This is a genomic window from Allobosea sp. 2RAB26 (genome assembly GCF_052115465.1).
GTDB lineage: Bacteria > Pseudomonadota > Alphaproteobacteria > Rhizobiales > Beijerinckiaceae > Allobosea.
In genome coordinates, this window is record NZ_JBFRGS010000001.1 from 507,993 (window position 1) to 533,960 (window position 25,968).

25 protein-coding genes and 1 other RNA gene are annotated in these 25,968 nt (G+C 65.4%); 9 read left to right on the forward strand and 17 right to left on the reverse strand.

Going from position 1 to position 25,968, the window contains the following annotated elements; genetic code table 11:
• The first annotated feature begins 423 nt into the window (after positions 1–423).
• A complete protein-coding gene (locus AB4118_RS02310) occupies positions 424–2,013 on the forward strand; it encodes an EAL domain-containing protein (protein WP_441488195.1) in 1,590 nt (529 codons plus the stop codon).
• 12 nt (positions 2,014–2,025) lie between these two features.
• On the opposite strand, the gene pdxR is transcribed toward AB4118_RS02310, so the two are convergent.
• On the reverse strand, positions 2,026–3,474 hold the full coding sequence (gene pdxR, locus AB4118_RS02315) for a MocR-like pyridoxine biosynthesis transcription factor PdxR (RefSeq protein WP_441488196.1): 1,449 nt from the start codon (positions 3,472–3,474) through the stop codon (positions 2,026–2,028).
• Positions 3,475–3,556: 82 nt separating this feature from the next.
• Between pdxR and AB4118_RS02320 the strand changes: the two genes are divergently transcribed.
• Entirely contained in the window at positions 3,557–4,219 is a 663-nt protein-coding gene (locus AB4118_RS02320; RefSeq protein ID WP_441488348.1) for a GNAT family N-acetyltransferase, read from the forward strand.
• Between the two features lie 93 nt (positions 4,220–4,312).
• Here the strand turns inward: AB4118_RS02320 and AB4118_RS02325 are convergent, their stop codons facing one another.
• The 12 genes from AB4118_RS02325 to tkt form a co-directional block, all read right to left on the reverse strand.
• The gene (locus AB4118_RS02325; protein WP_441488197.1) at positions 4,313–5,329 is read right to left on the reverse strand and encodes a peptidoglycan -binding protein; all 1,017 of its coding nucleotides are present in this window, start codon (positions 5,327–5,329) and stop codon (positions 4,313–4,315) included.
• A 57-nt stretch (positions 5,330–5,386) separates the two neighbouring features.
• A complete protein-coding gene (locus tag AB4118_RS02330; RefSeq protein ID WP_441488349.1) occupies positions 5,387–6,379 on the reverse strand; it encodes a flagellar motor protein MotA in 993 nt (330 codons plus the stop codon).
• A 214-nt stretch (positions 6,380–6,593) separates the two neighbouring features.
• The gene (locus tag AB4118_RS02335; protein ID WP_043238440.1) at positions 6,594–7,382 is read right to left on the reverse strand and encodes an inositol monophosphatase family protein; all 789 of its coding nucleotides are present in this window, start codon (positions 7,380–7,382) and stop codon (positions 6,594–6,596) included.
• A 71-nt stretch (positions 7,383–7,453) separates the two neighbouring features.
• Positions 7,454–8,389: a tetratricopeptide repeat protein gene (locus tag AB4118_RS02340; protein WP_441488198.1), complete on the reverse strand. Its 936-nt coding sequence runs from the start codon at positions 8,387–8,389 to the stop codon at positions 7,454–7,456.
• Positions 8,386–9,033, reverse strand: coding sequence for a thiamine phosphate synthase (locus AB4118_RS02345; RefSeq protein ID WP_441488199.1), 648 nt, complete (start codon positions 9,031–9,033; stop codon positions 8,386–8,388). The genes AB4118_RS02340 and AB4118_RS02345 overlap by 4 nt, the downstream gene beginning before the upstream one ends.
• Positions 9,034–9,035: 2 nt before the next feature.
• A complete protein-coding gene (locus AB4118_RS02350) occupies positions 9,036–10,190 on the reverse strand; it encodes a benzoate/H(+) symporter BenE family transporter (protein WP_441488200.1) in 1,155 nt (384 codons plus the stop codon).
• 265 nt (positions 10,191–10,455) lie between these two features.
• Positions 10,456–11,535: a class II fructose-bisphosphate aldolase gene (gene fba, locus AB4118_RS02355; RefSeq protein ID WP_441488201.1), complete on the reverse strand. Its 1,080-nt coding sequence runs from the start codon at positions 11,533–11,535 to the stop codon at positions 10,456–10,458.
• 217 nt (positions 11,536–11,752) lie between these two features.
• Positions 11,753–11,944, reverse strand: coding sequence for a hypothetical protein (locus AB4118_RS02360; protein WP_441488202.1), 192 nt, complete (start codon positions 11,942–11,944; stop codon positions 11,753–11,755).
• Positions 11,941–13,131, reverse strand: coding sequence for a phosphoglycerate kinase (locus AB4118_RS02365; protein ID WP_441488203.1), 1,191 nt, complete (start codon positions 13,129–13,131; stop codon positions 11,941–11,943). The genes AB4118_RS02360 and AB4118_RS02365 overlap by 4 nt, the downstream gene beginning before the upstream one ends.
• Positions 13,128–13,589, reverse strand: coding sequence for a hypothetical protein (locus AB4118_RS02370; protein ID WP_441488204.1), 462 nt, complete (start codon positions 13,587–13,589; stop codon positions 13,128–13,130). The genes AB4118_RS02365 and AB4118_RS02370 overlap by 4 nt, the downstream gene beginning before the upstream one ends.
• Positions 13,590–13,658: 69 nt before the next feature.
• On the reverse strand, positions 13,659–14,669 hold the full coding sequence (gene gap / locus AB4118_RS02375; protein ID WP_441488205.1) for a type I glyceraldehyde-3-phosphate dehydrogenase: 1,011 nt from the start codon (positions 14,667–14,669) through the stop codon (positions 13,659–13,661).
• 96 nt (positions 14,670–14,765) lie between these two features.
• A complete protein-coding gene (gene tkt / locus AB4118_RS02380) occupies positions 14,766–16,763 on the reverse strand; it encodes a transketolase (protein ID WP_441488206.1) in 1,998 nt (665 codons plus the stop codon).
• Positions 16,764–17,035: 272 nt separating this feature from the next.
• Between tkt and AB4118_RS02385 the strand changes: the two genes are divergently transcribed.
• The 6 genes from AB4118_RS02385 (at position 17,036) to AB4118_RS02410 (ending at position 20,032) form a co-directional block, all read left to right on the forward strand.
• Positions 17,036–17,323, forward strand: a complete 288-nt coding sequence (locus AB4118_RS02385) for a DUF4164 family protein (protein WP_371331978.1) — start codon at positions 17,036–17,038, stop codon at positions 17,321–17,323.
• Positions 17,324–17,337: 14 nt separating this feature from the next.
• Positions 17,338–17,706: a cell division protein ZapA gene (locus tag AB4118_RS02390; RefSeq protein ID WP_069879404.1), complete on the forward strand. Its 369-nt coding sequence runs from the start codon at positions 17,338–17,340 to the stop codon at positions 17,704–17,706.
• 134 nt (positions 17,707–17,840) lie between these two features.
• Positions 17,841–18,338 carry a hypothetical protein gene (locus AB4118_RS02395; protein ID WP_441488207.1) on the forward strand — a complete coding sequence of 166 codons (498 nt, stop codon included), beginning with the start codon at positions 17,841–17,843 and terminating at the stop codon, positions 18,336–18,338.
• A gap of 69 nt (positions 18,339–18,407) precedes the next feature.
• Positions 18,408–18,562, forward strand: a non-coding RNA gene (ssrS, locus tag AB4118_RS02400) — 6S RNA.
• Positions 18,563–18,570: 8 nt separating this feature from the next.
• Positions 18,571–19,149 (forward strand): 5-formyltetrahydrofolate cyclo-ligase, encoded by a 579-nt coding sequence (locus AB4118_RS02405; RefSeq protein WP_441488208.1) that lies wholly within the window; start codon positions 18,571–18,573, stop codon positions 19,147–19,149.
• Between the two features lie 55 nt (positions 19,150–19,204).
• Positions 19,205–20,032 carry a TIGR00282 family metallophosphoesterase gene (locus AB4118_RS02410; RefSeq protein WP_441488209.1) on the forward strand — a complete coding sequence of 276 codons (828 nt, stop codon included), beginning with the start codon at positions 19,205–19,207 and terminating at the stop codon, positions 20,030–20,032.
• Between the two features lie 19 nt (positions 20,033–20,051).
• On the opposite strand, the gene AB4118_RS02415 is transcribed toward AB4118_RS02410, so the two are convergent.
• The gene (locus AB4118_RS02415; RefSeq protein ID WP_441488210.1) at positions 20,052–21,377 is read right to left on the reverse strand and encodes a methyl-accepting chemotaxis protein; all 1,326 of its coding nucleotides are present in this window, start codon (positions 21,375–21,377) and stop codon (positions 20,052–20,054) included.
• 288 nt (positions 21,378–21,665) lie between these two features.
• Between AB4118_RS02415 and AB4118_RS02420 the strand changes: the two genes are divergently transcribed.
• Positions 21,666–22,412 (forward strand): YebC/PmpR family DNA-binding transcriptional regulator, encoded by a 747-nt coding sequence (locus tag AB4118_RS02420; protein ID WP_069879409.1) that lies wholly within the window; start codon positions 21,666–21,668, stop codon positions 22,410–22,412.
• Positions 22,413–22,516: 104 nt separating this feature from the next.
• Here the strand turns inward: AB4118_RS02420 and AB4118_RS02425 are convergent, their stop codons facing one another.
• The 3 genes from AB4118_RS02425 to AB4118_RS02435 all read right to left on the reverse strand — a co-directional run bounded on the left by AB4118_RS02425 (position 22,517) and on the right by AB4118_RS02435 (position 25,924).
• On the reverse strand, positions 22,517–23,296 hold the full coding sequence (locus tag AB4118_RS02425) for a sulfite exporter TauE/SafE family protein (RefSeq protein WP_441488211.1): 780 nt from the start codon (positions 23,294–23,296) through the stop codon (positions 22,517–22,519).
• 172 nt (positions 23,297–23,468) lie between these two features.
• Positions 23,469–24,500, reverse strand: a complete 1,032-nt coding sequence (locus AB4118_RS02430) for a DUF1254 domain-containing protein (protein ID WP_441488212.1) — start codon at positions 24,498–24,500, stop codon at positions 23,469–23,471.
• Between the two features lie 14 nt (positions 24,501–24,514).
• Positions 24,515–25,924, reverse strand: coding sequence for a DUF1254 domain-containing protein (locus AB4118_RS02435; protein WP_441488213.1), 1,410 nt, complete (start codon positions 25,922–25,924; stop codon positions 24,515–24,517).
• Positions 25,925–25,968: the final 44 nt, after the last annotated feature.

Consider the following 25,968-nt stretch of genomic DNA (forward strand, 5'->3'; position numbering starts at 1 on the left):
GGGCCGATGCCCAGCAATTCTGGTTTCGCGACACCATGACGGCGGCGACGCTGTCATGGTGCCTGGGCTCTTTGCTTTGCCCTCCGGCATGGCGGAGGGAGCTCGCGCCTCAATCGGATCGCCCTCGACGTCGGAGCGCTCCACGCAAGTCGACTGCGGAATGCAAGCGAGGCATCGCACGGCACGAGTAGAGGTTCCGTCTTGCGAGGTGAAACGGCCGGCTCTCGGAGATGTCCGGCTGTTCGCGCCGATCAAACGCGTCAGGGAATTGTAACGCCCTTGTCATTCCTGCAGGGCGCCGATTCACTATTCCTGCAGTTCGACAAGACATCGGCTCCGTCTGTGACGCAAATTGCGCAGCAGTTCCGGAACCCGTACGCTCCGCTCGTTGATGGGGTGCACGCCATTCGCGAAGGCGCAAGCGTGAAGCGTTTTCACATCATCCTTGTCGCGTCAGTGCTAGCCCTGGTCGGCGCAGTCCTTCCGATCGCCGTGATGCTCCATATTTCCTGGACGCTTGCCGTCCGCGCCGAGCAGGCCCGGCTGGAGCTGTTTGCCAAGCGGGTGATCGTGCGCGCGGAGACGGCCTTCGCCGGGGCGAGCGAGGCCCTCCGGACCATCGCCGGCACTCCGTTTGAGCCTTGCACCGAGGAGCATATTGCCGCGATGCGCAGGCTCGCGATCAACAACCGCTCGATCGACGAGGTCGGGTATTTTCGCGACGGAATCCTGAAATGTACATCCTGGGGTCAGACGGCTGACAGGATTGCCCACTCTCCCGGCGACTACGTGACGGCAGACGGCATCGAGGTCATCGTCAGGATGATGCCGATGGTGAGCGGCGGCGATGCCAGGATGGCGCTGCACCACGGGGACTACAATGTCCTGATCGACCCGGTGCGCCTGGTTGACGTGATCGTCGACCCCGGCATCAAGATCGCCGTCGGCAACGAACCGGGCGTGCTGATCGGTGCCCTGAACGATCCAGATCCCGGGGTGCTGCGCGAGCTGCTCGCCAATCCGCGCACGGGCATGGATGATCACAACATCTTTGCAGCAGCCCGCGCTCAAGGGTGGGTCGCAGTGGCGGCCCAGTCGCGCGAGAGCCTGTTGAGGCCCCTCCGGCGGGAACGAATGCTGCTTCTGCCGGTCGGGGCCTTCATCGCGGCCTTCATCGTCGGCATCATCATCTGGCTGTCCCGAAAGCGCCTGTCTCCGTTGGGGGAGTTGACGATCGCGGTGCGCAACCGCGAATTCATCGTGCATTATCAGCCGATCATCGAGCTCGAGACCGGCATCTGCGTCGGTGCCGAGGCCCTCGTGCGTTGGCGGCGCCCCGATGGCTCCCTGGTGCAGCCGGATCTCTTTGTTCCGCTTGCGGAAGAAAGCGGGCTGATCATGCCGATCACCGATCAGATCATCGACGTGGTGATCCTCGATATGAAGGCGCTGCTGGTGACCGACCGGTCCTTGCACATCGCGGTCAATCTCTGTGCGGACGATATCAAGACCGGGCGGATTCTGTCGTTCATCCAGACCGCGCTCGCGCCGACGGGCATAAGGCCGCAGCAGATCTGGCTCGAGGCGACCGAGCGCGGCTTCATCGATATCAATCCGGCGCGGGAGACGATCATTCAGGCCCGAAAGCTTGGTCATTCCGTGGCGATCGACGATTTCGGGACGGGCTATTCGAGCCTGCAATATCTGCAGGGCCTGCCGCTGGACGCCCTCAAGATCGACAAATCCTTCATCGACACGATCGGCCGGAACACGGCGACCAGTTCGGTGACCTCTCACATCATCGACATGGCCAAGACGCTGAACCTGTTCATCGTCGCAGAAGGCGTCGAGACCCGCGAGCAGTTCGATTACCTGCTCGATCACGGCGTGCATTTTGGCCAAGGCTGGTTCTTTGCAAAGCCGCTCCCCGCCAAGGAGTTCATCGCCTTCTATCACGACAGGCAGGCGAGCCACGGTTCGGGGCCCGATGTCATCCGGCGCGCCGCCGCCTGAACGGTCCCGCGGTTACGCCGGGAGCAACCGACCGAGTTTCGCCACAACCTCCTCGACCGTGTCGGCGGTCACGCGCGAGATGCCGAAGACGAGCCCGGCCCGGGGCGGACCAAGATGGAAGCGCGACATGGGCTGCATTGCATAGCCGTGCTGGCTGAGGTGGTGAGCCGTGGCGCGATCATCGACACGCTGATCCTTGAACCATGCGGCCAGCTGGAGGCCACCTGTACCGCCGCCGAGGTGCAGAACCTGACCGCAATGATGGCTCAGGGCCGCCATGCTCATGGCCATGCGCGCGGCATAGGCAGCGTTCATCTTGCGAATATAGGCGCGCAGCCGCCCCTCTCGGATGAAATCGGCAAGCGCCGCCTGAACATGGATCGGTACAACCGCGCCACGGAGTTGCAGGCCGACATGGGCGTCTTCCAGCAGCCAGGGCGGAACGATCGCATAGGCGACCCTTATCCCCGGTGCCAGAACCTTCGAGAACGTGCCGAGATAGGCGACGACATTGTTCCGATCGATGCCCTGCAGCGCCGCGATCGGGCGGGATGCGTATTGGAATTCGCTGTCGTAGTCGTCCTCGATGATCAGAGCTCCACTGGCCTGTGCGACCTCCAGCAAGGCCAGTCGTCGTTGCAGGCTCATCGTTGCGCCGGTGGGGTATTGATGCGAGGGCGTGACATAGATCAGCCGCGCCGGCGGGCCGGAGGCCTTGCTGACATCGATCCCTGCGCTGTCGCAGGGGACCGGGACGATGCGTGCTCCGGCCGCCTGCAGCAAGGCCCGTGTCGCCGGGTATCCAGGCTCTTCCATCCAGGCGATGCTGGCATCGCTTGCGGCGGGTTGGAGCCGGATGGACGCGAGCAGGCCGATCGCCGCCCTGGTCGAGGGAAGGACGAGGACCTGCTCAGGCCGCGCGACAACCCCGCGCCGGTCGGCGACATGAGCGATGATCGCTTCCTGCAACTCGCGGATGCCACCGGCGTCGCCGTAGCCGAGATCGTGAATCCGCAGCGAGCGGGCTCGGGCGCCCAGGCATCGCGCCCAGGTTGCGTGCGGAAAACCGGCCAGGTCCGGGATGCCGGGCTCGAAGAGTTTCTGGGCGGGCGGTTCGGCGCTCGGCCATGGAGTGGTCGGCTCGGCGCGATCCGGTCCCGGCGAGGGCAGCTTCGCAACGGGGGCAACGCGACTGGCCGATCCGGACGCGGCCTCAAGATATCCTTCCGCCTTGAGCCGGTCATAGGCCAGGACGACCGTCGAGCGGGCGACACCAAGAGCGTTGGCCAAGACGCGCGTCGACAGCAGGCGCTGACCTGCAAGCAATCGGCCCTGCAGGATGCGGTCCCGTACCGCGCGGTAGACCTGTCCTTCTAGATCGCCCGCGGCCCGATCGAGCGGAGACCACACCGGATGCGGAGGTGTTGTCGCGACGTCCAAAGTGGTCTGATGAAAATCCATGAAGTGGCAGTTTATGTCCTACCGGAAATCCCGGCAACTGTCGCCGGTTCCGGTCTTCAATCCGGTTCGACATCAGGAACGCATCATGGATCTCTCACATTGGAAGGGCGTGCCGCGTCCGGAACGCGTAGCGCTGGATGGGCGATACACTCGGCTCGAGCCGCTGGAGGCTGCGCGGCACGGCAAGGATCTCTTCGCCTCAGCCCAGCAACCAGGCGCGGAGGACCGCTTCCGCTATCTGTTCGAGGAAGCGCCGGCCGATCTGGCAGCCTTCGGTCCCTGGCTCGAGAAGGCGTCAGCCTCGCCCGATCCGCTGTTCTTTGCCGTGATCGACAAGAGGACCGGTCGGGCCGAGGGACGCCAGGCGCTGATGCGGATCGAGCCTGCACATGGTGTGATCGAGATCGGCAACATCCTGTGGGGACCCGCGATCGCTCGCGGCCGCGTCGCGACCGAGGCGCTCTATCTCTTTGCCAGCCATGCATTCGACACGCTCGGCTATCGCCGTTTCGAGTGGAAGTGCAATAACCTCAACGAGCCCTCGAAGCGCGCCGCGCAGCGCTTCGGCTTCACGCCGGAGGGCGTGTTCCGCCAGCACATGGTCACCAAGGGGCGAAACCGCGATACGGCCTGGTTCGCGATGGTCGATGGCGACTGGCCGCGCCTGAAGGCCGGCTACGAGGCCTGGCTCAGCCCGGATAATTTCGACGAGACCGGCCAGCAGCGTTCGAAGCTGGCGTTTTAGGATTGGCGCCAGCGTCTCGCATGCCCTTCCGGTCAAGGCGCTTGGCTGGATGGGCGCGATGCGGGTTGGGGAGGCCGCAGGAGCGGCTTTACCCTACCGCTCCGTGATCTTGAACTCGATCCTGCGATTGCGGCGATAGGCTTCGTCGTTGCTGGCGAGATCGAGGGGTTGGAACTCGCCGAACCCGGTTGCAGCGATGCGATCGGCGGGGAGGCCGCGTGTGATCAGATACTCGACAACCGCGACCGCACGCGCCGTCGACAGGCTCCAGTTGGACGGGAACTGTGCGGAGCGGATCGGGCGCGCGTCGGTGTGGCCGTCGACGCGCAGGATCCACGGGATATCGGGTGGCATCTCATGGCCGAGATCGGTCAGGATGGTTGCGAGCTTGTCGAGTTCGGCCTTTCCTTCAGGCTTCAGCACGGCTTGGCCGGCATCGAAGAACACCTCTGACTGGAAGACGAAACGGTCCCCGACGACGCGGATGTCGGGACGTGCTCCGAGCACCTGCCTGAGACGGCCGAAGAAGTCGGAACGATAGCGCGCCAGTTCCTGCACGCGCTGGGCGAGGGCGACATTCAGGCGCGAGCCGAGATCGGCAATACGGGCCTGCGATTCCTTGTCCTTGGCTTCGGAAGCCTCGATGGCCTGCTCTAGCGCAGCGAGTTGCCGGCGCATGGCCTGGATCTGCATGTTGACCTGCTCGACCGTCGCCTGGGCTCTCGCCGAGAGCTGCTTCTCCGCGTCGAGCGCCTTCTGGGTGTCGGCAAGCTGGGTTGGTCCGTTCGTCGCCTGCGCTTCAAGCGCACCCTGCAAACGGCCGCGCTCGCTCTGTTCGCGCGTCAGGGTCGATTGCATCAGGAGCAGGTTCTCCTGGGCCTGCCGGTTGGAGACGCGCTCCAGCGCAAGCAGGTCGGACAGCTCTGAGATCTGGCGATTCAGCCGTTCCAGCGCGGTGTCCTTGCCGGTCAGTTCCTGCGACAGAAAGAACTGGCCGAGCACGAAGACCGATAGCAGGAAGACGATGCCGATCAGCATCGTCGAGAGGGCATCGACGAAGCCGGGCCAGAAATTCAGCTGCTCACGGCGGTAGGTGCGGGACAAAGCCATGGCCTCAGGCCTCCTTCGGCTTCGCGTAGGCCTTCGTCAATGAGCCCGACGAGCGGATCATGGCTCGGAGACGCCGTTTGCGGTCAGCCGCTCGATCAGGCGCTTCAGATCCTTCTCGCGGGCAGCCTGCGCCTCGACCCAATCGCGGATCAGCTGCTGTTCGGCGCGCATATGCTGAACCAGCCCCTGCACGCCTTCGGCAAGGTTCGAGATGGCCTGAGTGGCGGCGCGGTTATTGGGGCCGTCGGCCAGCGCTGCACTGAGCCGGTCGAGCTTGTCGCCGAGATTGCGGCCGATCTCGGGGGCGAAGCCGGGGGCCGCGACGGCCGAGGCCGCCTCGCGGCTGCGCGAGCCGAGCCAGCTCTCGAGTTCGTTGCGGAAGCGGCGCTGCGCCTGGCCGACCTGCAGTTCCAGAAAGCCGAGGATCAGCGAGCCCGCGATGCCGAAGAGCGAAGACGAAAAGGAGAGGCCCATGCCGGCAAGTGGTGCGGCGAGGCCGGCCTTGAGTTCGTCGAAGAGCACGCCGGCTTCCGCGCCGGTGCGCAGGCTCTTGATGACGTTTCCGACCGAGCTCACGGTTTCAAGGAGGCCCCAGAAGGTGCCGAGCAGGCCGAGGAAGACGAGCAGGCCTGCGAGATAGCGCAGGACCTCACGACCGTCGTCGAGCCTGACCGCAATCGATTCGAGTACGGAGGCCGCTTGAGTAGGGGCGAGGGTCCCGGCGTCGAGGGCCGGCAGCACCGGACCGAGCGGGGCAATGACCTGGCCGCGCTCGACATCGGCGAGCCCGGGCGCTGCGGCGAGGCGGGTCGCAGCGGCCGCTTCGCTGTTGACGCGCCAGAGCTCACGCAGTGCGATCAGCGCTCCGACCAGGAGCGCGCCGAGGATGAGCCCGTTGAGACCGGGATTGGTCATGAAGGCCGTGACGAGGCCACCCTGGAGGATGAAGCCCAGGAATCCGATCAGGGCAAGGAACAGGATTGCGCGGATCGCGTAGCGCAGCGGCCGCGAAAAGCGGGTGGTTTCCCGTGTCGTCGCGACCGTGCCCATCTCGGCCGCTGGGACCTCTCTGTCCATGCCTCGTCTTCCGTTCGCCTGGAGCCTGCCACTCCCGGGTGATCCCGAGTTGGCGTCTCTCATCAACCATCAGGCCGTAAGCGGGGTGGACCCGAATCCGGTCACCCCTGTCCACGGCCGCAACGCTGGAGGCAGACTGTCGCCTCCCGCTGCGCCATGATCAAGCGTGAAAGATCAAAGCTGTATGTCAGCCAGCCGTCTTGAGCGCGGCGCGAAGCGCTTGTTCACCGACTTCGTTGCCGCAGATGATATCCTTGGCGCTGGTCGGCTGCTTGCCATCGAGGGTGCCGAAGGTGCCGCCAGCCTCGCGGATCATCACGGCGCCCGCCGCGAAATCCCAGGTGTTGAGGCCGCGTTCCCAGTAAGCGTCCATCCGGCCGGCCGCGACATAGGCGATGTCGAGCGCAGCGGAGCCCATGCGGCGGACATTGGCAAAGCGCGTCATGACGGCGCCGAGCTCGCGCAGAAAGAGCGGGTGGCCGCCCTTGCCGATATGCGGCACGCCCATGCCGATCAGCATGTCGGTCGGCTCACGGCGGCCGGAGACGCGCATCCGGCGGTTGTTGACATAGGCGCCCTTGCCCTTCTCGGCGATGAAGAGCTCGTCCTTGGCTGCATCATAGACGATGCCCGCGACGAACTGGTTGTCGCGCTCCAGCGCCACCGAGATGTTCCAATGCGGAATGCCGCGCAGGAAGTTATGGGTGCCGTCGAGCGGGTCGATATGCCAGCGGTTGCTCTCGTCGGTGCCGTGGACGACGCCGCTCTCCTCCATGACGAAGCCGTAGCCTGGCCTGGCCTTCTCCAGCGATTCGCGCAGGATGCTCTCGGCCTTGTGGTCGGCCTTCGAGACGAAATCACCCGGGCCCTTGGCGAGCACCTGCAGGTTCTCGATTTCGCCGAAGTCGCGCTTCAGCGAACGGGACGCCTTCATCACGGCGTCGGTCATCACGGTCATCAGGGGAGAGCGGATCATCTAAAACCTCATGCGCGCCTTGAACGCGAGAAGGCCGGCAGCGCCATCGCTCCGGCCTGGAAATTCTGCCGTCACTTGCTCGGCTGGCTCGGCGTAGTCAAGGCCGTGCCCTCGATCCGGTCGGCGGCGACGCGTGCGATCCGGTTCATCTGCTCAGGTGTCATGCGATCAAGCAACTGGTCGAGCATGGGATCGTCGAGGCCCTGGGCCCTGGCGGCGAGATGCCAGGCAGCGGCCTCGGCACTGTCGGGAGCGATGCCGCGGCCAGCCAGATAGAGACGGGCGATGCGGTTCTGCGCTATCGCATTGCCCTTGTAGGCGGCGCGCAGGAAGAGCCTGGCGGCAGCTGTTTCGTCGGTGGCGACGCCCTCGCCATTGAACAGCATGATCGCATATTCGATCTCGCCCGCGACATTGCCGCTCTGTGCCGCCTTCGCCATCCATTCGGCGGCCTTCGCATTGTCCTGCGGCACGCCGCGGCCCTGCTTGTAGAGCACGCCCAGTGCGTGTTCGGCATCGCCGATATCGGCTTTCGCGGCGATTTCGAGAGCGGCAATAGCCCGCTTGTCGTCGGCCTCCTGGCCTGTCGCGAGCAGCGCCAGGGCCAGGTTGTAGTTGGCGGCCGGATGCCCGGCTGCGGCGGCACGTTCCAGCAGCTGGCCGGCCTTGGCGGGGTCGCGCTTGCTGCTGCGCTGGTCGAGCAACGCGATTGCGAGCGCATAGACGGCGTTGATGTCGCCACGCTCGGCTGCGCGCTCGTACCATTCGGTGGCGGCCGTGGTGTTCTCCGGGACGCCGAGACCCTGGCGATAGATTTCGCCGAGCAGTGTCATGGCAGCAGCGTCAGTGTTATCGGCCTCGACGCGCTTCAGCGCCTCCTCCTGAGCCCTGCGATAATGGCCAGCCTGAAGGGCGCCATAGGCAAGGTCGATATCGGCGGCCGACGCAAGCCCGGCCGGCGCGAGCGCCAGCCCGACGAGCAGCAGGTTGCGCCGAAGGCGTCTCACCGGCCGGCCTTCCGGGTTGCGCAGGCGGCAATCGCTGCATTGGCGGCCTCGACAAGGGCGCGGATGTCCTGATCTTCGCCAAAGGCCCATTCGCCGAGCGCGATGAATTCGGCGCCGGTTTCGACAAGTGCCGGCACGGATGCCGCGTCAGGCGCATAGGCGACGCATGGCGTCTCGAAGATCTCCGCCCACCAGGTGGCGCGCTCGACGACCGCCGGCAAAGGCGGCATCGAGCCGTCAGGCCGCGGTTCGCCGAACATCACGTAGTCGACGCCAGCCTCGCCGACATCCATGGCGTCGTGGCGCGCGCGCAGGCCGCCGGCGCCGATGATGCGTTCGTCGCGCAGGCTGGAGCGAGCCTCGCGGATCGCCTCCGGGCCGTCGACCAGGTGCACGCCATCGGCGCCACCGCGTGTCGCAATCAGCGCGGAACCTTCGACGACGAGCGCAACGCTGTTCGACTGAACGGGCCCGGCGATGCGCTTGACGCGCTCGATCCGGCTGCGGTCGTCGCCCTCGGTGAGGCGGAGCAGCACGGCGGCGACGTCGCCGCCGGCGAAGGCCTGCATCAGGCGGAATGACATGGCCTCGGCATCCGCGACGGGCGGAGTGACGAGCATGAGGCGGGTCTGTGAGGTTGTCATGGTCATGATCTTGCGCGCAAACGGCCTGCGAGAGCGTCCAATGTCAAGACCGCAAGCCCGGCGACCAGACTCCAGAAGGCGGAGCCGACACCGAAAAGCGAGAGGCTCGACGCCGCAACGGCGAAGGTGATGACGGCGGCGAAGCGCTCGGAATCCTTGGCCATGGACTGGCCGAGCGCGCCTGTCAGCGAGCCGATGAGGCCGAGCCCCGCGACCGCGACGATCAGCGCCTTGGGCATGGCGATGATGAGCGCGAGCAGCAGCCCGGCCGTCGCGGCGATGCCTAGCCAGAACAGGCCGTAGGCGATGCCGGCCTTCCAGCGTTGCTTGGGGTCGGGATGAGTGTCGGCGCCCGTGCAGATCGAGGCGCTGATCGCTGCGAGATTGACCATATGCGCGCCGGTCGGCGCCGTGATGAAGGACATCAGCCCGGTGACGAACAGACTGGGCGCAGTCGGCGGATGATAGCCGGCGGCGCGCAGCACGGCGAAGCCCGGCAGGTTCTGCGCGGCCATGGTGACGAGATAGAGCGGGATGCCGATGCCGATGATCGCGGTCAGGTCGAAGCGCGGCCAGGTCAGGACGAGTTCGGTCAGCGCAATGTCGCCGCCGGGCAGGGTTGCGAGTCCGGTTCCAAAGCTCAGCGCCAGGCCGGCAGCGAGCGCGGCGATGACGCCAAGAAACGGGTTGATCAGGCGCGCGACCAGGAAGACGGCGAGCAGCGTCAGGACAAGGGCGGGTTGCAGCTTCATCTCGTCGAAGACGGCGACGACAAAGCGGAAGATGACGCCGGCGAGCATGGCCGAGGCGATGGTCATCGGAATCCGCTCGATCAGCGCGCCGAGCGGCCGGAAAGTGGCGGTCAGCATCATCAGCGCCGCAGCGGCGAGGAAACCGCCGATCGCGGCTGCGAGATCAAAGCCGCTTGCGGCCGCGATCAGAGCGGCGCCGGGTGTCGACCAGGCGCAAATGATCGGCATCCGATGGCGCCAGGACAGCCAGATGCTGGCGAGCCCCTTGGCGATGGCGAGCCCGACGATCCAGGACACCGTCTGTGCCTGTGTCGCCCCAATGGCTTGCGCCGCGGCAAGCACGACCGCGACGGAGGCGGCAAAGCCGACAAAGACCGCGACCAGCGCGGAAAAGACGATCGACATCGGGCACTACCGCGGCAGTAAGGTAAGCCGCGCAGGGAGTGCGCGGCCAGACGGGCCTTTCCTTGAACCAGAAAAGCACGGCGCCCGGAAGGGCAGGGACGAAACCGGCTCATGTCCGCGGCGCCTGTCGCGGAGCTGCCACGGCTCCCTTTTCAAAGTGAAACGCCCGGCGAAAGGCCGGGCGTTTCTGTTCGGTGGGTTCAGGCCTGGGTCGCGACTCTGCGCCGCGCCGCGCCGATCCGTCCGTCCGTCCGAGCGGTGTGACTTACGCGGCCCTGCCCGCAAAGGTCGGGTCGAGCTCGCCCTTGGCGTAACGCTTGGCCATCTCGGCGGTGGTGGCGACGCGCTTGATCTTCGAGGCCTGTCCGGCGGTGTTGAACTCCTGCAGGCGCAGCGTGCAGAGCTTGGTCATCGCCTCCATGGCGGGCTTCAGATATTTGCGCGGGTCGAATTCGCCGGGATGCTCGGAGAGGATCTTCCGGATCTGGCCAGTCATGGCCATGCGATTGTCGGTGTCGATGTTGATCTTGCGCACGCCGTGCTTGATGCCGCGCTGGATCTCCTCGACCGGTACGCCCCAGGTCTGGGGCATCTTGCCGCCATACTGGTTGATGATGTCCTGCAGGTCCTGCGGCACGGAGGAGGAGCCGTGCATCACGAGATGCATGTTCGGCAGCTTCTTGTGGATCTCCTCGATGACATGCATGGCGAGGATCGCGCCGTCGGGCTTGCGCGTGAACTTGTAGGCGCCGTGCGAGGTGCCCATGGCGATGGCGAGCGCATCGACCTTGGTCTCGGCGACGAATTTCACGGCCTCCTCTGGATTGGTCAGGAGCTGGTCGTGGGAGAGCTTGCCCTCGAAGCCATGGCCGTCCTCCTTCTCGCCTTCGCCGCTTTCCAGTGAGCCGAGCACACCGAGCTCGCCCTCGACCGAGATGCCGCCGAGATGAGCCATCTCGGTCACCGTCTTGGTCACACCGACATTGTAGTCCCAGTCCCCCGGGGTCTTGCCGTCGGCCTTGAGCGAGCCGTCCATCATCACCGAGGTGAAGCCGGCCTGGATCGCGGTCATGCAGGTCGCCGGCTCGTTGCCGTGGTCTAGGTGAACGCAGACGGGGATATGCGGATAGATCTCGGTGACGGCGTCCATCATGTGCTTGAGCATGATGTCGTTGGCGTAGGAGCGGGCGCCGCGCGAGGCCTGGATGATGACGGGCGCATCGGTCGCGTCCGCTGCGGCCATGATCGCCAGTGCCTGTTCCATGTTGTTGATGTTGAAGGCGGGCACGCCGTAATCGTTCTCGGCGGCATGGTCGAGCAGTTGGCGAAGCGTGATGCGGGCCACGATGGTCCTCCCTTTGGGCTTAGAGCGTTCGGGGAGGATTTAGTGCGGATGACCCGTCATGGCAAAGCGAAAGCGGCCGCAGCGTGAATGCAGTTCGTGGCCGCGCGTCTTAAACACGGCGCGACCACTCGGAGGAATCGCCGGTGCGGCCTTGGTCATCATGGCCAGCCCAGCGGTGTCAGATCTCTGCTTTCTGACAAAAGCGTTCGAGGAACGCTCAGCCGAACATACGCCTATGAATGATTGAGGCGCAGTGATCCACCGGGCCCGCAGCCAGAAGCGCAACCATGGCGATCGGCAACCAGCGCGGCCCCGGCCAACCGACGATGTCGGCAAGCACATGGACCGAGAGGCCCGCCAGACCCGCCACGCCGAGATGGAACAGGAAAATGAAGACGTTGCGGCTCACCGCGCCCGCAACGCCTCGACGCCCGGCAGGACCTTGCCTTCCATCCACTCGAGGAAGGCGCCGCCCGCCGTCGAGACATAGGACAGGTCGTCGGCGACGCCAGCATGGTTCATTGCTGCAACGGTGTCGCCGCCGCCGGCGACGGCCACGAGCCAGCCGGCCTTGACGCGCTCGGCCGCAGCCTTGGCGACTGTGACCGTCGCCGTGTCGAAAGGATGCAGCTCGAAGGCGCCGAAGGGGCCGTTCCACACCAGCGTCCTGACGGTGTCGAGCTTGAGCACGACCTCGGCGACGCTGAGCGGGCCAGCATCGAGGATCATCTCGTCGGCAGCGACCTCGGTGATCGGCACGACGCGGTGTCCGGGGTTGGCCTTGAACTCACGGGCGACCAGCGCATCGACCGGCAGCATGATCTCGCAGCCCGCAATCCTGGCCTTCTCCTCGATCTCGCGGGCGGTAGCGAGGAGATCATGCTCGCAGAGGGACTTGCCGACATTGACGCCGCGCGCGGCCAGAAAGGTATTGGCCATGCCGCCGCCGATGGCGAGGACGTCGACCTTCTTCACCAGGTTGCCGAGCAGCTCGAGCTTGGTCGAGACCTTGGCGCCGCCGACGATCGCCATCACCGGGCGGGCGGGATTGTCGAGCCCGGCGCTCAGCGCTTCCAGCTCGGCCTGCATGGTGCGACCGGCATAGGCCGGCAGCACATGGGCGAGGCCCTCGGTCGAAGCATGGGCACGGTGGGCAGCGGAGAAGGCGTCATTGACGAAGATGTCGCCATTGGCGGCGAGCGCCCGGACGAAGGCGGCGTCGTTCTTCTCGTCGCCCGCATGAAAGCGGGTGTTCTCCAGCAGCAGGACTTCGCCACTCTTGGCCGCGGCGACGGCCTTGGCGGCGTCCTCGCCGATGCAGTCATCGACGAAGATCACCGGCTGGCCAAGCTGATGGGCAAGCGCCATGGCGACCGGCTTCAGCGAATCCTTGGGATCGCGACCCTTCGGCCGGCCGAAATGCGCGAGCAGGATGACCTTGCCACCTTTCTGCGAGATCTCGCGAATGGTGGGCAGGACACGGTCGATGCGTGTCGTGTCGGTGACCTTGCCGGCGTCCATCGGCACGTTCAGGTCGACGCGGACAAGCACGCGCTTGCCGGCGAGATCGGCGTCGTCGAGCGTGCGGAAGCTCATCGTGGCAGAAGTCCCGGAAACAGGCCCGGCACGCCGAACTTCAGCACCAGGATGGTGAGCAGCACGGTGAGAACGGCAGTGACGAGGGCGGTCGTGAACAGGGTCGCCGAACGAGGAGTCGCGTCGACGCGTTCGCGCAGCGCCGCAACCTCCTGGCGGATTCCCGCGAAGTCCATGGCGCCGGTCGCGGTCTCGACCTTGGCCGCACTGCGCTCCAGCGAGGCTTCGGCTCGGGTGAAGACGGCCTCGTAGCGGGCAAACTTCTCCTCGATGCGCGCCGCCTTGTCTTCGATGCGAGAGAGCTGGTCGAGCTTGCGCGGCTCCGCGGTCGGCGCCACCTCTTCGGTCCGGCTGGCTGCGGAGAGAGCCGTCACCGTTGCTCCCGATGCGCCGGGCGCAGCGATGGAGGGTTCGGAGAGGCTCGCCGGCGCGGCGACGGTCGGCTCGATCTTGGTCATGCGCGTTCCGTTCGTTCGAGAAGGGTCAGGCGGGGCCCGGCAGCGCGCGGGGTCCCGCCGGCCGTTGCGTCAGATGAGCTTCGCCATCGCGACGGCAGTGTCGCTCATGCGGTTCGAGAAGCCCCACTCGTTGTCGTACCAAGCCAGGATGCGAACGAACTTGTCGTCCAAAACCTTGGTCTGGTCGAGCGCGAAGGTCGACGAAGCCGGGTCGTGGTTGAAGTCGATCGAGACGTTCGGCTGGTCGGTGACCGCGAGGATGCCCTTGAGCGGACCGCGCTTCGAGGCCTTGATGATGGCTTCGTTGATCTTCTCGACCGTGGTCTTGCGCTTCGAGATGAACTTGAAGTCGACGACCGAGACGTTCGGGGTCGGCACGCGGATCGAGGTCCCGTCGAGACGGCCCTTCAGCTCGGGAATGACGAGGCCGATCGCCTTGGCGGCGCCGGTCGAAGTCGGGATCATCGACAACGCGGCAGCACGGCCGCGATAGAGATCCTTGTGCATCGTATCGAGCGTCGGCTGGTCGCCGGTATAGGCGTGGATCGTGGTCATGAAGCCTTTGTCGATGCCGACCGCGTCCTGCAGCACGCGCACGACTGGCGCGAGGCAGTTCGTCGTGCAGGAGGCGTTCGAGACGACGAGATGGTCCGTGGCCAGGGCGTTGTTGTTGACGCCGAAAACCACGGTCAGGTCGGCGCCATCGCAGGGCGCCGAAACCAGCACGCGCTTGGCGCCGGCGGCGAGATGGGCGGCCGCCTTGTCGCGGGTCGTGAAGATGCCGGTGCATTCCAGCGCGATGTCCACGCCGAGCGCCTTGTGCGGCAGGTCCTTGGGATCGCGGATCGCCGTGACCTTGATCGGTCCACGGCCGACATCGATCGTGTCGCCGGAGACTGTCACGGTACCGGGGAAGCGGCCATGGACGGAGTCGAAGCGGAAGAGATGGGCGTTGGTCTCGACCGGGCCGAGATCGTTGATCGCCACGACCTCGATATCCTTGCGCTTCGACTCAATGATCGCGCGCAGAACATTGCGCCCGATGCGGCCGAAGCCGTTGATCGCCACCTTGACCGTCATCTCAATCCTCTCCTTCGCCGATTCACGGCGGGTTGGCCGTTATTCACGCGGGCAAATCGGCCAAAGCATGGCCAAACGCAAGTGTCCGAGTAAAACTCAGCCGTTATGCCGCTTCAATGCGGCTTCGACCACTGCGTCGGGCGTAATGCCGAAATGCTTGTAGACGTCCTTATAGGGGCCGCTGGCGCCGAAGGAGGCCATGCCGACGAAGATGCCGTCATGGCCGATCACCGCATCCCAGCCGAAGCGGACGGCGGCCTCGATCGCGATCTTGACCGGGGCCTCGCCGATGATCTGGTTCTGCGTCGCCTCGTCCTGAGCGAGCAGCAGTTCGAGCGAGGGCACGGAGACGACGCGGGCGCGGACGCCCTTCTCGGCCAGAAGCTTGCGGGCCGCAACGGCGATCTCGAGTTCCGAGCCGGACGCGAAGAGCGAGACCTGCGCCTTGCCGCCCTCGGCTGCCTGCAACTCATAGGCGCCCTTGGCCGAACGGTTAGTCGCGGTGCCATCCGTGCGGAGCTGCGCGAGATTCTGGCGCGAGAGCGCCAGTACGGTCGGCCCTCCGGTCCGCTCAAGAGCGATCTGCCAGGCTTCCGCCGTCTCGATCGCGTCGGCCGGGCGCAGCACGCGCATGTTCGGCATCGAGCGAAGCGAGGCGAGATGCTCGACCGGCTGGTGGGTTGGGCCGTCCTCGCCCAGGCCGATCGAGTCATGGGTCATGACGTAGACGACCGGCAGGCCCATCAGGGCCGCCAGACGCATCGAGGGGCGGGCGTAGTCGGCGAAGACCAGGAAGGTGCCCCCGGCGGTGCGGAAGCCGCCATGCAGGGTGATGCCGTTCATCGCGGCAGCCATGCCGTGCTCGCGGATGCCGTAACGGATGTAGCGCCCCTTCGGGGTCTTGAGCGTGAAGTCTTCCAGCCCCTTCGCCTTGGTGTTGTTCGATGGCGTCAGGTCGGCCGAGCCGGAAACCAGCTCCGGCATCACCGGCACGATGACGTCGAGGGCGAGTTCGGAGGCCTTGCGGGTCGCGACGGTGACCGGGTTGGCGGCAAGGGCCTTCTTGTGGGCGACGATCACCTTGTCGAGCTTGCCCGGAATCGTGTGGGCGAGGCGGCGCTCGAACTCGGCGCGCTTGCGTGGCGACAGCGCCTCGAACCGGGCGAGCCAGTCCTTGTGGGCGAGGTGGCCGGCAGAGCCGAAGGCGCGCCAGCTCTTGAGGATGTCGGGGGCAATCTCGAAGGCCGCGCCGGTGATGCCGAGCTTGGCCTTCGCGGCTGCGAGTTCCTCGGCGCCGAGCGGCTCGCCATGAGCCTTGGAGGTGCCGGCCTTTTTCGGTGCGCCGAAGCCGATCACGGTCTTGCAGGCGATCATGGTCGGCTTGTTCGACTTCTGGGCGCGGCGGATCGCGGCCTCGATCGCGTCGGGGTCATGGCCGTCGACGCGTTCGGAGCGCCAGCCACAGGCCTTGAAACGCGCGACCTGGTCGACCGAGTCGGAGATCGAGAGCGGGCCATCGATCGAGATGCCGTTATCGTCCCAAAGCACGATCAGCTTGTTGAGCTTGTGGTGGCCGGCAAGCGCGATCGCTTCCTGGCTGATGCCTTCCATCAGGTCGCCGTCGGAGGCCAGGACATAGGTCTTGTGGTCGACGACCTTCTTGCCGAACTCGGCGGCGAGCATGCGCTCGGCCATGGCCATGCCGACTGCGGTGGCGAGACCCTGGCCGAGCGGGCCAGTGGTGGTCTCGACGCCGACAGTCATGAAGTTCTCGGGATGCCCCGGGGTCTTCGACTCGAGCTGGCGGAACTTCTTGAGGTCGTCGAGCTCCATGCCCGGCGTGCCCGTGAGATAGAGCAGGGCGTAGAGCAGCATCGAGCCGTGACCGGCCGAGAGAATGAAGCGGTCGCGATCCGGCCAGCGCGGATCGGCGGCGTCATAGTTCATGACGCGGGTAAACAGCACGGTTGCGACGTCGGCTGCACCCATCGGCAGGCCGGGGTGGCCGGACTTCGCCTGCTCGACGCCATCCATTGCCAGGGCGCGAATGGCGTTGGCGAGCTTGTCGTGCTGGGCGCGGTCGATCGTGGTCATGGTGTCATTGGCTCCGGCGGGCGGAAGGGCGCGTCCCGCGTCCGAACCATGCCGGAAGGGCATGAGGGCGACGGTCCGGTAGGCTTTCGGGGCATCGTTTTCGTGCGGGTGCTCGATAGGATGCCCGCTCTCCCGGAGTCAATTCATCAGGGGGCTGCTATCACAGTTGAGAGCTGCGAATATCTGCCCGAAAGCGTTTCCCACTTGCTCATATCCTGCTTTAGGCTCGCGAATCATGGAGCCGGCTTCGAACTGAAAGGGAGGAGACGACCGTGGCGAGCCTGATGCTGGACAATGCGCTTGCGCGACTCGATAGCGCACTCGCGCAACTCGAGGCGGCTGCGCGCCGACGCATCGAGGCGGAGCGCGGACGGGCCAATCTCGAAACCGAGCTGACCTTGATGCAGGATGACAGGGCCCGGCTCGCAGCGGAGCTCGATGGCGCGATCGCGCGCGTCGGCCAGGTCGAAACCGCGGCGGGCGACGTCGAACGCAGGTTGGAGAAGGCGTTGGGCGCGGTGGGTGACGTGATCGCCCGCGCCGAGGCGCGCGAGCACTGAATACGGAGGGCGTGATGCCGCAGGTGAATGTCACGATCGCGGGCAAGGCCTATCGCATGGCCTGCGGCGACGGCGAGGAAGCCCATCTCGAAGGGCTCGCCAATCTCTATGACGGCAAGATCGATGAAATGCGCCAGGCTTTTGGCGAGATCGGCGACATGCGTCTGCATGTGATGGCCGCGCTGATGGTTGCCGACGAGGTGTCGGAGCTCAAGGAACGCGTCGCGACGCTGGAGAACATGCTCGCGGCTGTGCGCGGCGACGCCGGCTCTGCCGATCAGCGCCTGGGCGAGGTCGAGGAGCGCGCCGCCGAAGCGCTGGTCACTGCGGCAGAGCGTATCGAAAGCGTGGCGCGCAGCCTGATCCCAAGCCCAGTCGGCTGAAGCCTCGAGGCACGGCATCGCTTATCCAGATCCGATCGACGGCGTGATCCAGCACGGACTGGTGCGGGCGGCCTGGCAGTAGCCCTGCGGGGCCGACGATTGCCCCGGGGCGTTCTCTGGGTGAAACAGCGGCGATGCAGCACTATGCGATTTTCCTGAGCGGCCCGATCGGCGCCGGCAAGACGACACTCGGCAAGGGGCTGGCCGCGGAGCTCGGTGGCGGCTTCATCGACGGTGACGACCATTCGGATCCGGATCTGCCCTGGTATGGCTCAATCCTGCAGACGAGCCGATCCGTGGTCAGGACTGGCCTGACAATCCTCGCGGTTCAGCCAGTTGTCGTGATCGCCTATCCGTTGGGGTGCAGCACCTGGATCTTCTACAGGCGTCATTTCACGGATGCTGGCGTTCGCCCGCTCTTCATCAGCCTGCGCGCCTCCTATGCGGGTATCACATCGGCGGCACGCGGCCGCGCATTCGACGAGGAGGAGCGTGAGCGCATCCGCGTCATGCTGCATGAAGGTTATGCGGAACGTCCCTTCAGCGACCTGATCATCGACACCGACCTGCTGCCGTTCGAGGCGACGTTGCAGCAGCTCACCCGGGACATGCGAGAGTTCATCTCGGCGTGAGCCAGCATCCTGTGCGCCGGCTGCAACTCGCCACTGGCGCTTTGCCGGCGAGCGTCCTACATAGTTCTGGCGGGGCTGCCCGGTGCGTGAGAGTATGTATTCCCGGGCCCATACGATCTCCTCGGGAGCTGTCCCTGACTGGGTCCCTGGACCCAGACATATGGCGCCCACCTACTTAGTAGGTGTCCCGGGATCGAAAACTCCACGGCCAAGGTGGCTCCGCACTTTCCCCATGCATACTGACCTTCAAACGACGCCGCTCCGCGGCAAGAGCGAGCTGCGGATCGAGGCGCTCGCGCGCCGTGACGCGCTTGAGATCGATGACCGGCTCGAATGGGATCAGGCCATCGTCGCCGGCGTCCTGGCGCTGCCGGCGCTGGCTGGAGGCGGAACCGTCTCGGCCTATTGGCCGATGCGCTCCGAGGCCGACCCCCGCCCGATTCTGGAAGCCTTGCACACGCGGGGCGTTCCGCTCTGCCTGCCGGCTATCGTCAATGGCGCGATGATTTTCCGGAGCTGGGCGCCATGGGAGCCGATCGTGCCCGGTGGCTTCGGTACGCTGGTGCCCGAGCCGCAACAGCCGCAGGCAAGGCCGAGCATCCTGCTTGTGCCGCTTGCGGCCTTCGACCGCCGCGGCTACCGCATCGGCTACGGCAAAGGCTATTACGACCGCACGCTCACCGAGCTCGGAGCGGTCACTACGATCGGCCTCGCCTATGGTGCGCAGGAGATCGCGGCTGTTCCCGATGAGCCCCATGACCGCAAGCTCGACTGGATCGTGACCGAGCGTGAAACCATCCGCTGCGGTTGATTCGCGTTCGCGTTCGCGTCAGTGAAGCGCTCCTTCTTCGTTCAGGGTTCCCGTCATGCGTTTTCTTTTCCTCGGCGACGTCGTCGGTCGCCCCGGTCGCATTGCGGTTCAGGAGCGCCTGCCCGGCCTGCGTGAGCGCTGGAAGCTCGACTGCGTCGTGATCAATGGCGAGAACTCGGCCGGCGGCTTCGGCATTACCGAGGCGATCTGCGACGAGTTTCTGGCCGCGGGGGCCGATGCCGTGACGCTCGGCAACCATTCCTGGGATCAGCGCGAGGCGCTGGTCTTCATCGAGCGCCAGCCCGCATTGGTCCGCCCCGCCAATTATCCGCCGGGAACGCCCGGCCGCGGCGCGACCGTGATCGAGGCGCGCAACGGCGCGCGCGTGCTGGTCGTCAATGTGATGGGGCGGCTGTTCATGGACCCGCTCGATGACCCCTTCGCCGCGGTCGAACGCGAACTCGCAGCCTGTCCGCTGCGCGAGGTCGCCGACGCCGTCATCATCGATGTCCATGCCGAGGCGACCAGCGAGAAGCAGGCCATGGCCTATTTCGTCGATGGCCGCGCCAGTCTCGTGGTCGGCACCCATACCCACGCCCCGACCGCCGATACGCGCATCCTGCCTGGCGGCACCGCCTACCAGTCCGATGCCGGTATGTGTGGTGACTATGATTCCGTTCTGGGCATGCACCGGGAGGAGCCGGTTCGCCGCTTCCTGCAGAAGGTACCGGGCGCGAGGCTGGAGCCTGCGACCGGACCTGGAACACTGTCTGGCGTGGCGGTCGATATCGACGACGCGACGGGGCTGGCCCGGGCGGTCTGGGCCGTCAGGCTGGGGCCGCATCTGAGCGAGGCCACGCCGGAGGCCTGGGAGCGGGGCTGATCACCCCGCCCTGAACCGTTCAGACGGTGCGGCCCTGACGGGCGAGGTTCTCGAAGGCGGAGGTGAGCGACGAGGCTTGCTTCGCCAGGTTTTCCGCGACGCTCAGGACGTCCGAGACATTGGCGCCGGCCGTCTGCGCCATCTCGCTGACCCCGCTGGCGGCCTGCGCGACTTCCTGCGTTCCGAGCGCGGCCAGGTTGACGCTGCGGGCAATTTCCTGCGTTGCGGCGCGTTGCTCGTCGATCGAGCCCGCGATCGTCACCGTCGTCTGCTCCATCTGCGTGACGAAGGCGACGATGCTCTCGATTGCCGCGACTGCCTCGCGCGTCGCCGCCTGCATCGCCGGCACCTGAGCCGCGATCTCGTCGGTTGCCTGGGCCGTGCGCGCCGAAAGCTGCTTGACCTCATTGGCGACCACGGCAAAGCCGCGCCCGCTTTCGCCGGCACGCGCAGCCTCGATCGTGGCGTTGAGCGCGAGCATGTTGGTCTGGGCGGCGATCGTCTTGATCATCTCGACCACCGCGCCGATCGTTTCGGCCGAATGCGCGAGGCTCTTGACGATGATGTCGGTCTTCATCGCGGCCGCGTTGGCGTCATGCGCCATGTTCGCTGCGCGCGAGATTTCGGATGAGACATCGTTCAACGAGATCGAGAGCTCTTCGGCCGCGCTGGCGACGTTCTGGACGTTTGCCGAGGCTTCATCGGAGGCCTGCGCGGCGACAATGGCCTGCGTGCCGGTATCCTGCACGACGTTGCTGACGGCGCGTGCCATGGTCTCGACGCGGGTGGCACCGGTGCTGACCGTGTCGACCACACCGCGAACCGTGACCTCGAAGGCCTCGATCTCGGCGCGGGTGCGCTCGCGGCTTTCACGCTGGACTTCGGCATAGGTCTCGAGCAGCAATTCGAGGTCCAGTTGCACGGCCTTGTTGAGCGCAGCTCTCAGGGCAATGCCGCGGACGAAGCGCTTGTGCTGCCAGAAGCCGTTCAGCTTCTGGAGGCCGTCGCGGTCGACACCAAGCTCGGCGCCGATCGCGTTGGAGACGATCGTGTGGCAGATCGCGACCGCATAGACCGGAACACCGTGACGATAGAAGGCTGCGGCGAGGCTGCGGGCGGAGTGGAGGTAGCCATCCCCGAGCTCGCCCGAGGCCAGCCTGATCCAGTGCGCCAGCCTGAGTTCATGAACCTCGGGGGTCTTCAATGCGCGGCTGGTTTCCGGCCAGGGATCGAATTCGACGTGCAGTTCCTGCAGCAACCTCGGCAGTCTCTCCTTGGCGAAGGCAGATTGCCGGCGCAGCAGGGCGAGATCATCGGCGCCGATCTGGAACGCGCGGAAGCGCATGTCCTGTTCCGCGATAGCTATGCTGGACACAGATTTCATGAGGTGGGGAGCGCTGCAATCTGGCAGGAGGGACTGGTTTGAAGTGACCCTGACCCAGTTCGGCAAAGATTGGCTTAACGTTGCTCTTGCCGCGCTTCTGCCGTGGAAGTGCAGTAGGAGCATCGTCATTCAGGGCAGGCCGGCGGCTTGCCTGCCGGCAAAAGCCCCGCTTATAAGGCGCGGATTGCCTCGCCGGGCCCAGTTTGGTCCGCCTTGGCAGGTCCACAGTGACAAAAGAGGCTGACCTCGATGGCCGGGCATTCCCAATTCAAGAACATCATGCACCGCAAGGGCAAGCAGGACGCGGTGCGGTCCAAGCTGTTCTCGCGGCTCGGGCGCGAAATCACCGTCGCGGCCAAGATGGGCATGCCCGACCCCAACATGAATCCGCGCCTGCGCATGGCGGTGCTCGCCGCGCGTGCCGAAAACATGCCGAAGGACAATATCGAGCGCGCCATCAAGAAGGCGGCCGGCAATGAAGGCGAGAACTATGACGAGGTGCGCTACGAGGGCTATGGCCCGGGCGGTGCCGCCGTCATCGTCGAGGCGCTGACCGATAACCGCAATCGCACCGCTTCGGCCGTCCGATCCTACTTCACCAAGGCCGGTGGGGCTCTTGGCGAAAGCAACTCCGTCTCCTTCATGTTCAACCGCGTCGGCGAGGTCACCTACCCGCCGGAGGCCGGCGATGCCGACAAGGTCATGGAAGCGGCGATCGAAGCTGGCGCCGACGACGTCGTCAGCGACGAGAACGGCCACACGATCCTGTGCGGCTTCGATGCGCTGAACGAAGTCTCCAAGGCGCTCGAAGCCTCGCTCGGCGCGCCGGCTTCGGCCAAGCCCGTCTGGCGCCCGACGACGACCGCGCCGCTCGACGAGGAGAAGGCCGCCTCGATGATGCGGCTGATGGAAGCGCTCGACAATGACGACGACGTGCAGAACGTCTTCGCGAATTTCGAGATCGCCGACGAGATCATGGCGAAGCTCGGCTCATAAGCAGCCCTGCCAATCATGGTCGGGCTTGTCCCGGCCACGACGCCTGCTCCTTCATCGCGTGCGGCAAGGCGCGACTGCTCGCCTGCGAAGGCGAACGCGGCGGTTCAACGCCCCAGCATGCCATCCCATAGCGGCAGGCTGACCAGCGCGCTGAGGAAGATCACGAGATAGGCGATGCGCCGGAACGTCTCCTCGGAGGCGATCCGGAAGGCATGCGTGCCGACCCAGAGACCGGCGCCGTAGATCGCAAACAACGGCAGCGCCATCGCGAGCGATGCGGCCGTGATGATGCTCTTCAGCCAGAGCAGGACACCGCTGACCACGGTCGACAGGCCGAAATAGGTCTGGAGGTTGGCACGCGCTTTGTGCCGGTCGTTGCGCTGGGCGCCGAGCCAGAACACGGCCAGCGGCATGCCGCCGATACTGGAGAGGCCGTTGAACAGGCCCGACAGCGAACCGACACCGAGCGAGAGCGGGATGCCCGGCTTGCCGTGATAGCGCCAGCCCGAGGCCATCAGCGTCACCGCGGCGAGAACGAGCACGGCGACGATCCAGCGCATCGTCCTCGGCTCCAGCCAGGTCAGCAGCCAGAGCCCGAATGGCAGCGTCAGCGTCGCGGCGATCAGCAAGGGGATGACCTCGCTCCATTCGGCACGCTTGGCCGAGCGCGCGGCGATCGGCAGCGCGAAGGGCAGGTCGATCACCCAGATCAGGCCGAGTGCCGCGACGGGGCCGAGCACCAGGCTCGCCAGCGGCATGAAGACCATGGCGAAGCCGAAGCCGGTAAAGCCCCGCACCAGTCCGCCGAGCAGCGTTGCGCCGAGAAGGGTGGCTATCCCCGAGAGGGTGAGGCTGGGAAACAGCGCGGAAAGCAGGTCGGTCATCGGTCCGGTGAGGTGAGGCCAGGCAGGCGGGGCAGCCCACCATCACCCAAGTCCCGGCGGGATCAACTCTTTCCTTGTGATGGCATCGATATGTGCACGTCATCGATGCCCTTAGGATCGCGCGCGGTCATGCGCGCCTGATCAACTGCGCGTCCGCGCATGCCCGCCTTGCTCAGCTTGCGGCCACGGGTTCCGGGAATTTCCATTTGCCGTTCAGGATCTCAGCGCGTGGGCGATAGAGGCGAACCGTGTAATTCCAGCCCTTCATGATCGGCAGGCAGTTCGGGATCTTGCCGTCGCAGCCGCCAAACTGAATCGAGATCGAGCCATCGCCGTTTTTCTTGGCGGTGATGTTGTTCAACGAATAGGCGTTGTAGGGGTTCTTCTCATAGTAGCCCTCGGCGTCGTAGAGGCTCACCGACCAGAAGCCGTTGACCGGCACATCCTTGACGTTGAGCTTGTAGACGGTGGTTCCGTCATTCCTTGCCGGCGTGACGTTGAGATAAGTGGCGTCCTTGTCGGGGTTGCCGCCCCAGCCTGTTGCGGTCCCGATCAGGTGCCGAATGGGATCGACTTCCTTCTTCGTGCCGAAGGCCTTTTTGAAATCGGGTATCGTCGAGCCCAGCACCAGTAATGCGTCACGGACTTTCTTCTGGCTGGCCTGATCCCAGTTCGGCACGCCGAACTTACCCGCGCTCTTCTGGCTGACCTTGATGGCATCCTGCAGGGCGTGAACCTGCTGCACGTCCTTTGAATCCACAGGGTCGACCAGGGTGCGGATGGCAACCGCCGCATAGCGCGTGCCGACCTTTTGCCTGTCGAGGGTGTAGGAGCCGGCGCCATAGGCCACCATCGGGGTATAGTGGTCCTCGTTGATCACCTGCATCGACATGAAGCGCTTGCCCGCCGTCGGCAGCGTGATCGTGACCGGGCCTGCGTCGAGATCGAAGACGGCCGCCGAATAGAGCGTATCGCGGTTGAGGCGGATAACGGTCTGGTTGTCGATCGCGGCCGGCTCACGCCGGTGCACGAATTTACCGAGGCTGCCGTCCTTGACCATGTTGCTCATGTAGAGGTCCGATTCGGCGCGGATGAAATTGTCCACTCCGACTGGGGCTGCAGGATCCGACGGCGCCTGCGCGAGCGCGCCGCCCGTAACCGCCAGCGTAGCGGCAAACGCGCAAATCGTAAGTTTGGTGTGCATCTCGACCCTCTCGGTCAGTTCTGCTGCTGCAGCGGTGGGGATTTCCATTTGCCGTTCAGCGCCGCCGGTTTCGGCCAGTACAGCCGCATGACCGCGAAGAACGGCCCCTGGGGGGCAGGAAGCCAGTTGGCTTCGCGCTCCTTGCCGGGGGATACGTTCTGCACATGGATCGTGATTCCGCCATCCGCATCGCGCTTCAGGCCAGGCAGCATCGGCGAATTGATCAGGTAACGGTTGATCGGGTTGGCGTAGAGCAGGCTCGCCGGCAGCTCGTACATGGTCAGCGACCAGAAGGCGTTGACCGGCGGCAGCTGTCCCGGTGCAAAGCGCAGGGTGTAGCGCTTCGAACCGTTCAGCGTCTGCTTGGCGGAATCAAGGAAGTAGGCGGGATAGAGCGCTTCCTGCTTTGCATTGCCGTAGATGCCGAGGACAGCGCTTGCCATGCGCAGCATGTAATTGTTCTTCAGGAAGGCTCGCGTGCCAAACCCGTCCGCACTCGAACTCTTGCCGGTATCGACCTCTGTTTCCTTGTGCAGCTTGAACGCAGCCCAGCCATCGGCCATGCCGTCCTGCAGAGCCTGGCGCAGTTCAGGCGAGAGCGCATTCGCGTCGAAGCTCTTTTCACCGCCGACGCCGATCTTCGAGAAACGCGCCATCAGCGCCCTTTCGGACGGATGCGTCGGGGCAAATTGCAGAACGAAATTCAGGACGTTGAAGGTCTCGAGCGAGCTGCGCTCCTGCTCGGGTGTCAGCGGCTTGATGAAATCGACCATCGGCGCCGGCGCTGGCGCTGGCCTTCCCAGAAACTGCGAGAGGGGCTGGACCTTGTAGCCGGCCTGGACCGCCTTGACCTTGTCGATGTCCCCGGGGTCGAAGAGCTGGGTTCGGTACAGCACGAAGGCGAAATCGGTCTCGGAGCGGATCACCTGCTTGATGCCGGCCGGCTTCTCGCCCTTCCATTTCGGACCCGCCAGCAGATAGCTACCAGCGCCGTTCCCGGTGGCGCGGCTGCCGACATAGGCGAAATCGAAGGTGTACTGGTCGATGAACTGAAGGGAGTAATAGCGGCCCTTCTCGACCGCGGGCACCGTGAAGACGAGCGGCTCGCCGCGCAGGTCGGCACCGACATAGGAATAGGGCGTGTCCGAGTTGGGCGTCTGGATCGCCTTGTCGTCGGGCGTATAGACCCGCGCGTTGTTGACGAGCGTGTTCCAGGGAGCCTTGAACTCCGGGCTGTTGCGATCGACGAAATAGGAATGCTGAATGCGGTAATTGTCGACGAGCGGGAAGCCATAGATCGTGGCTTCCTTGGCGATGGCGCGGGCTTCGGCAGGGGTAGGAGCTTGCGCGTGCGCCGTGAGTGCCAACGGCGGCAGCAACAGGGCAAGCGATGCGGCGAGAGAGACGAAGAGCGACGTTCTCATGGCGTATTCCCCTGGATTCCTGCGCTGGCATCTTCTCGATAACG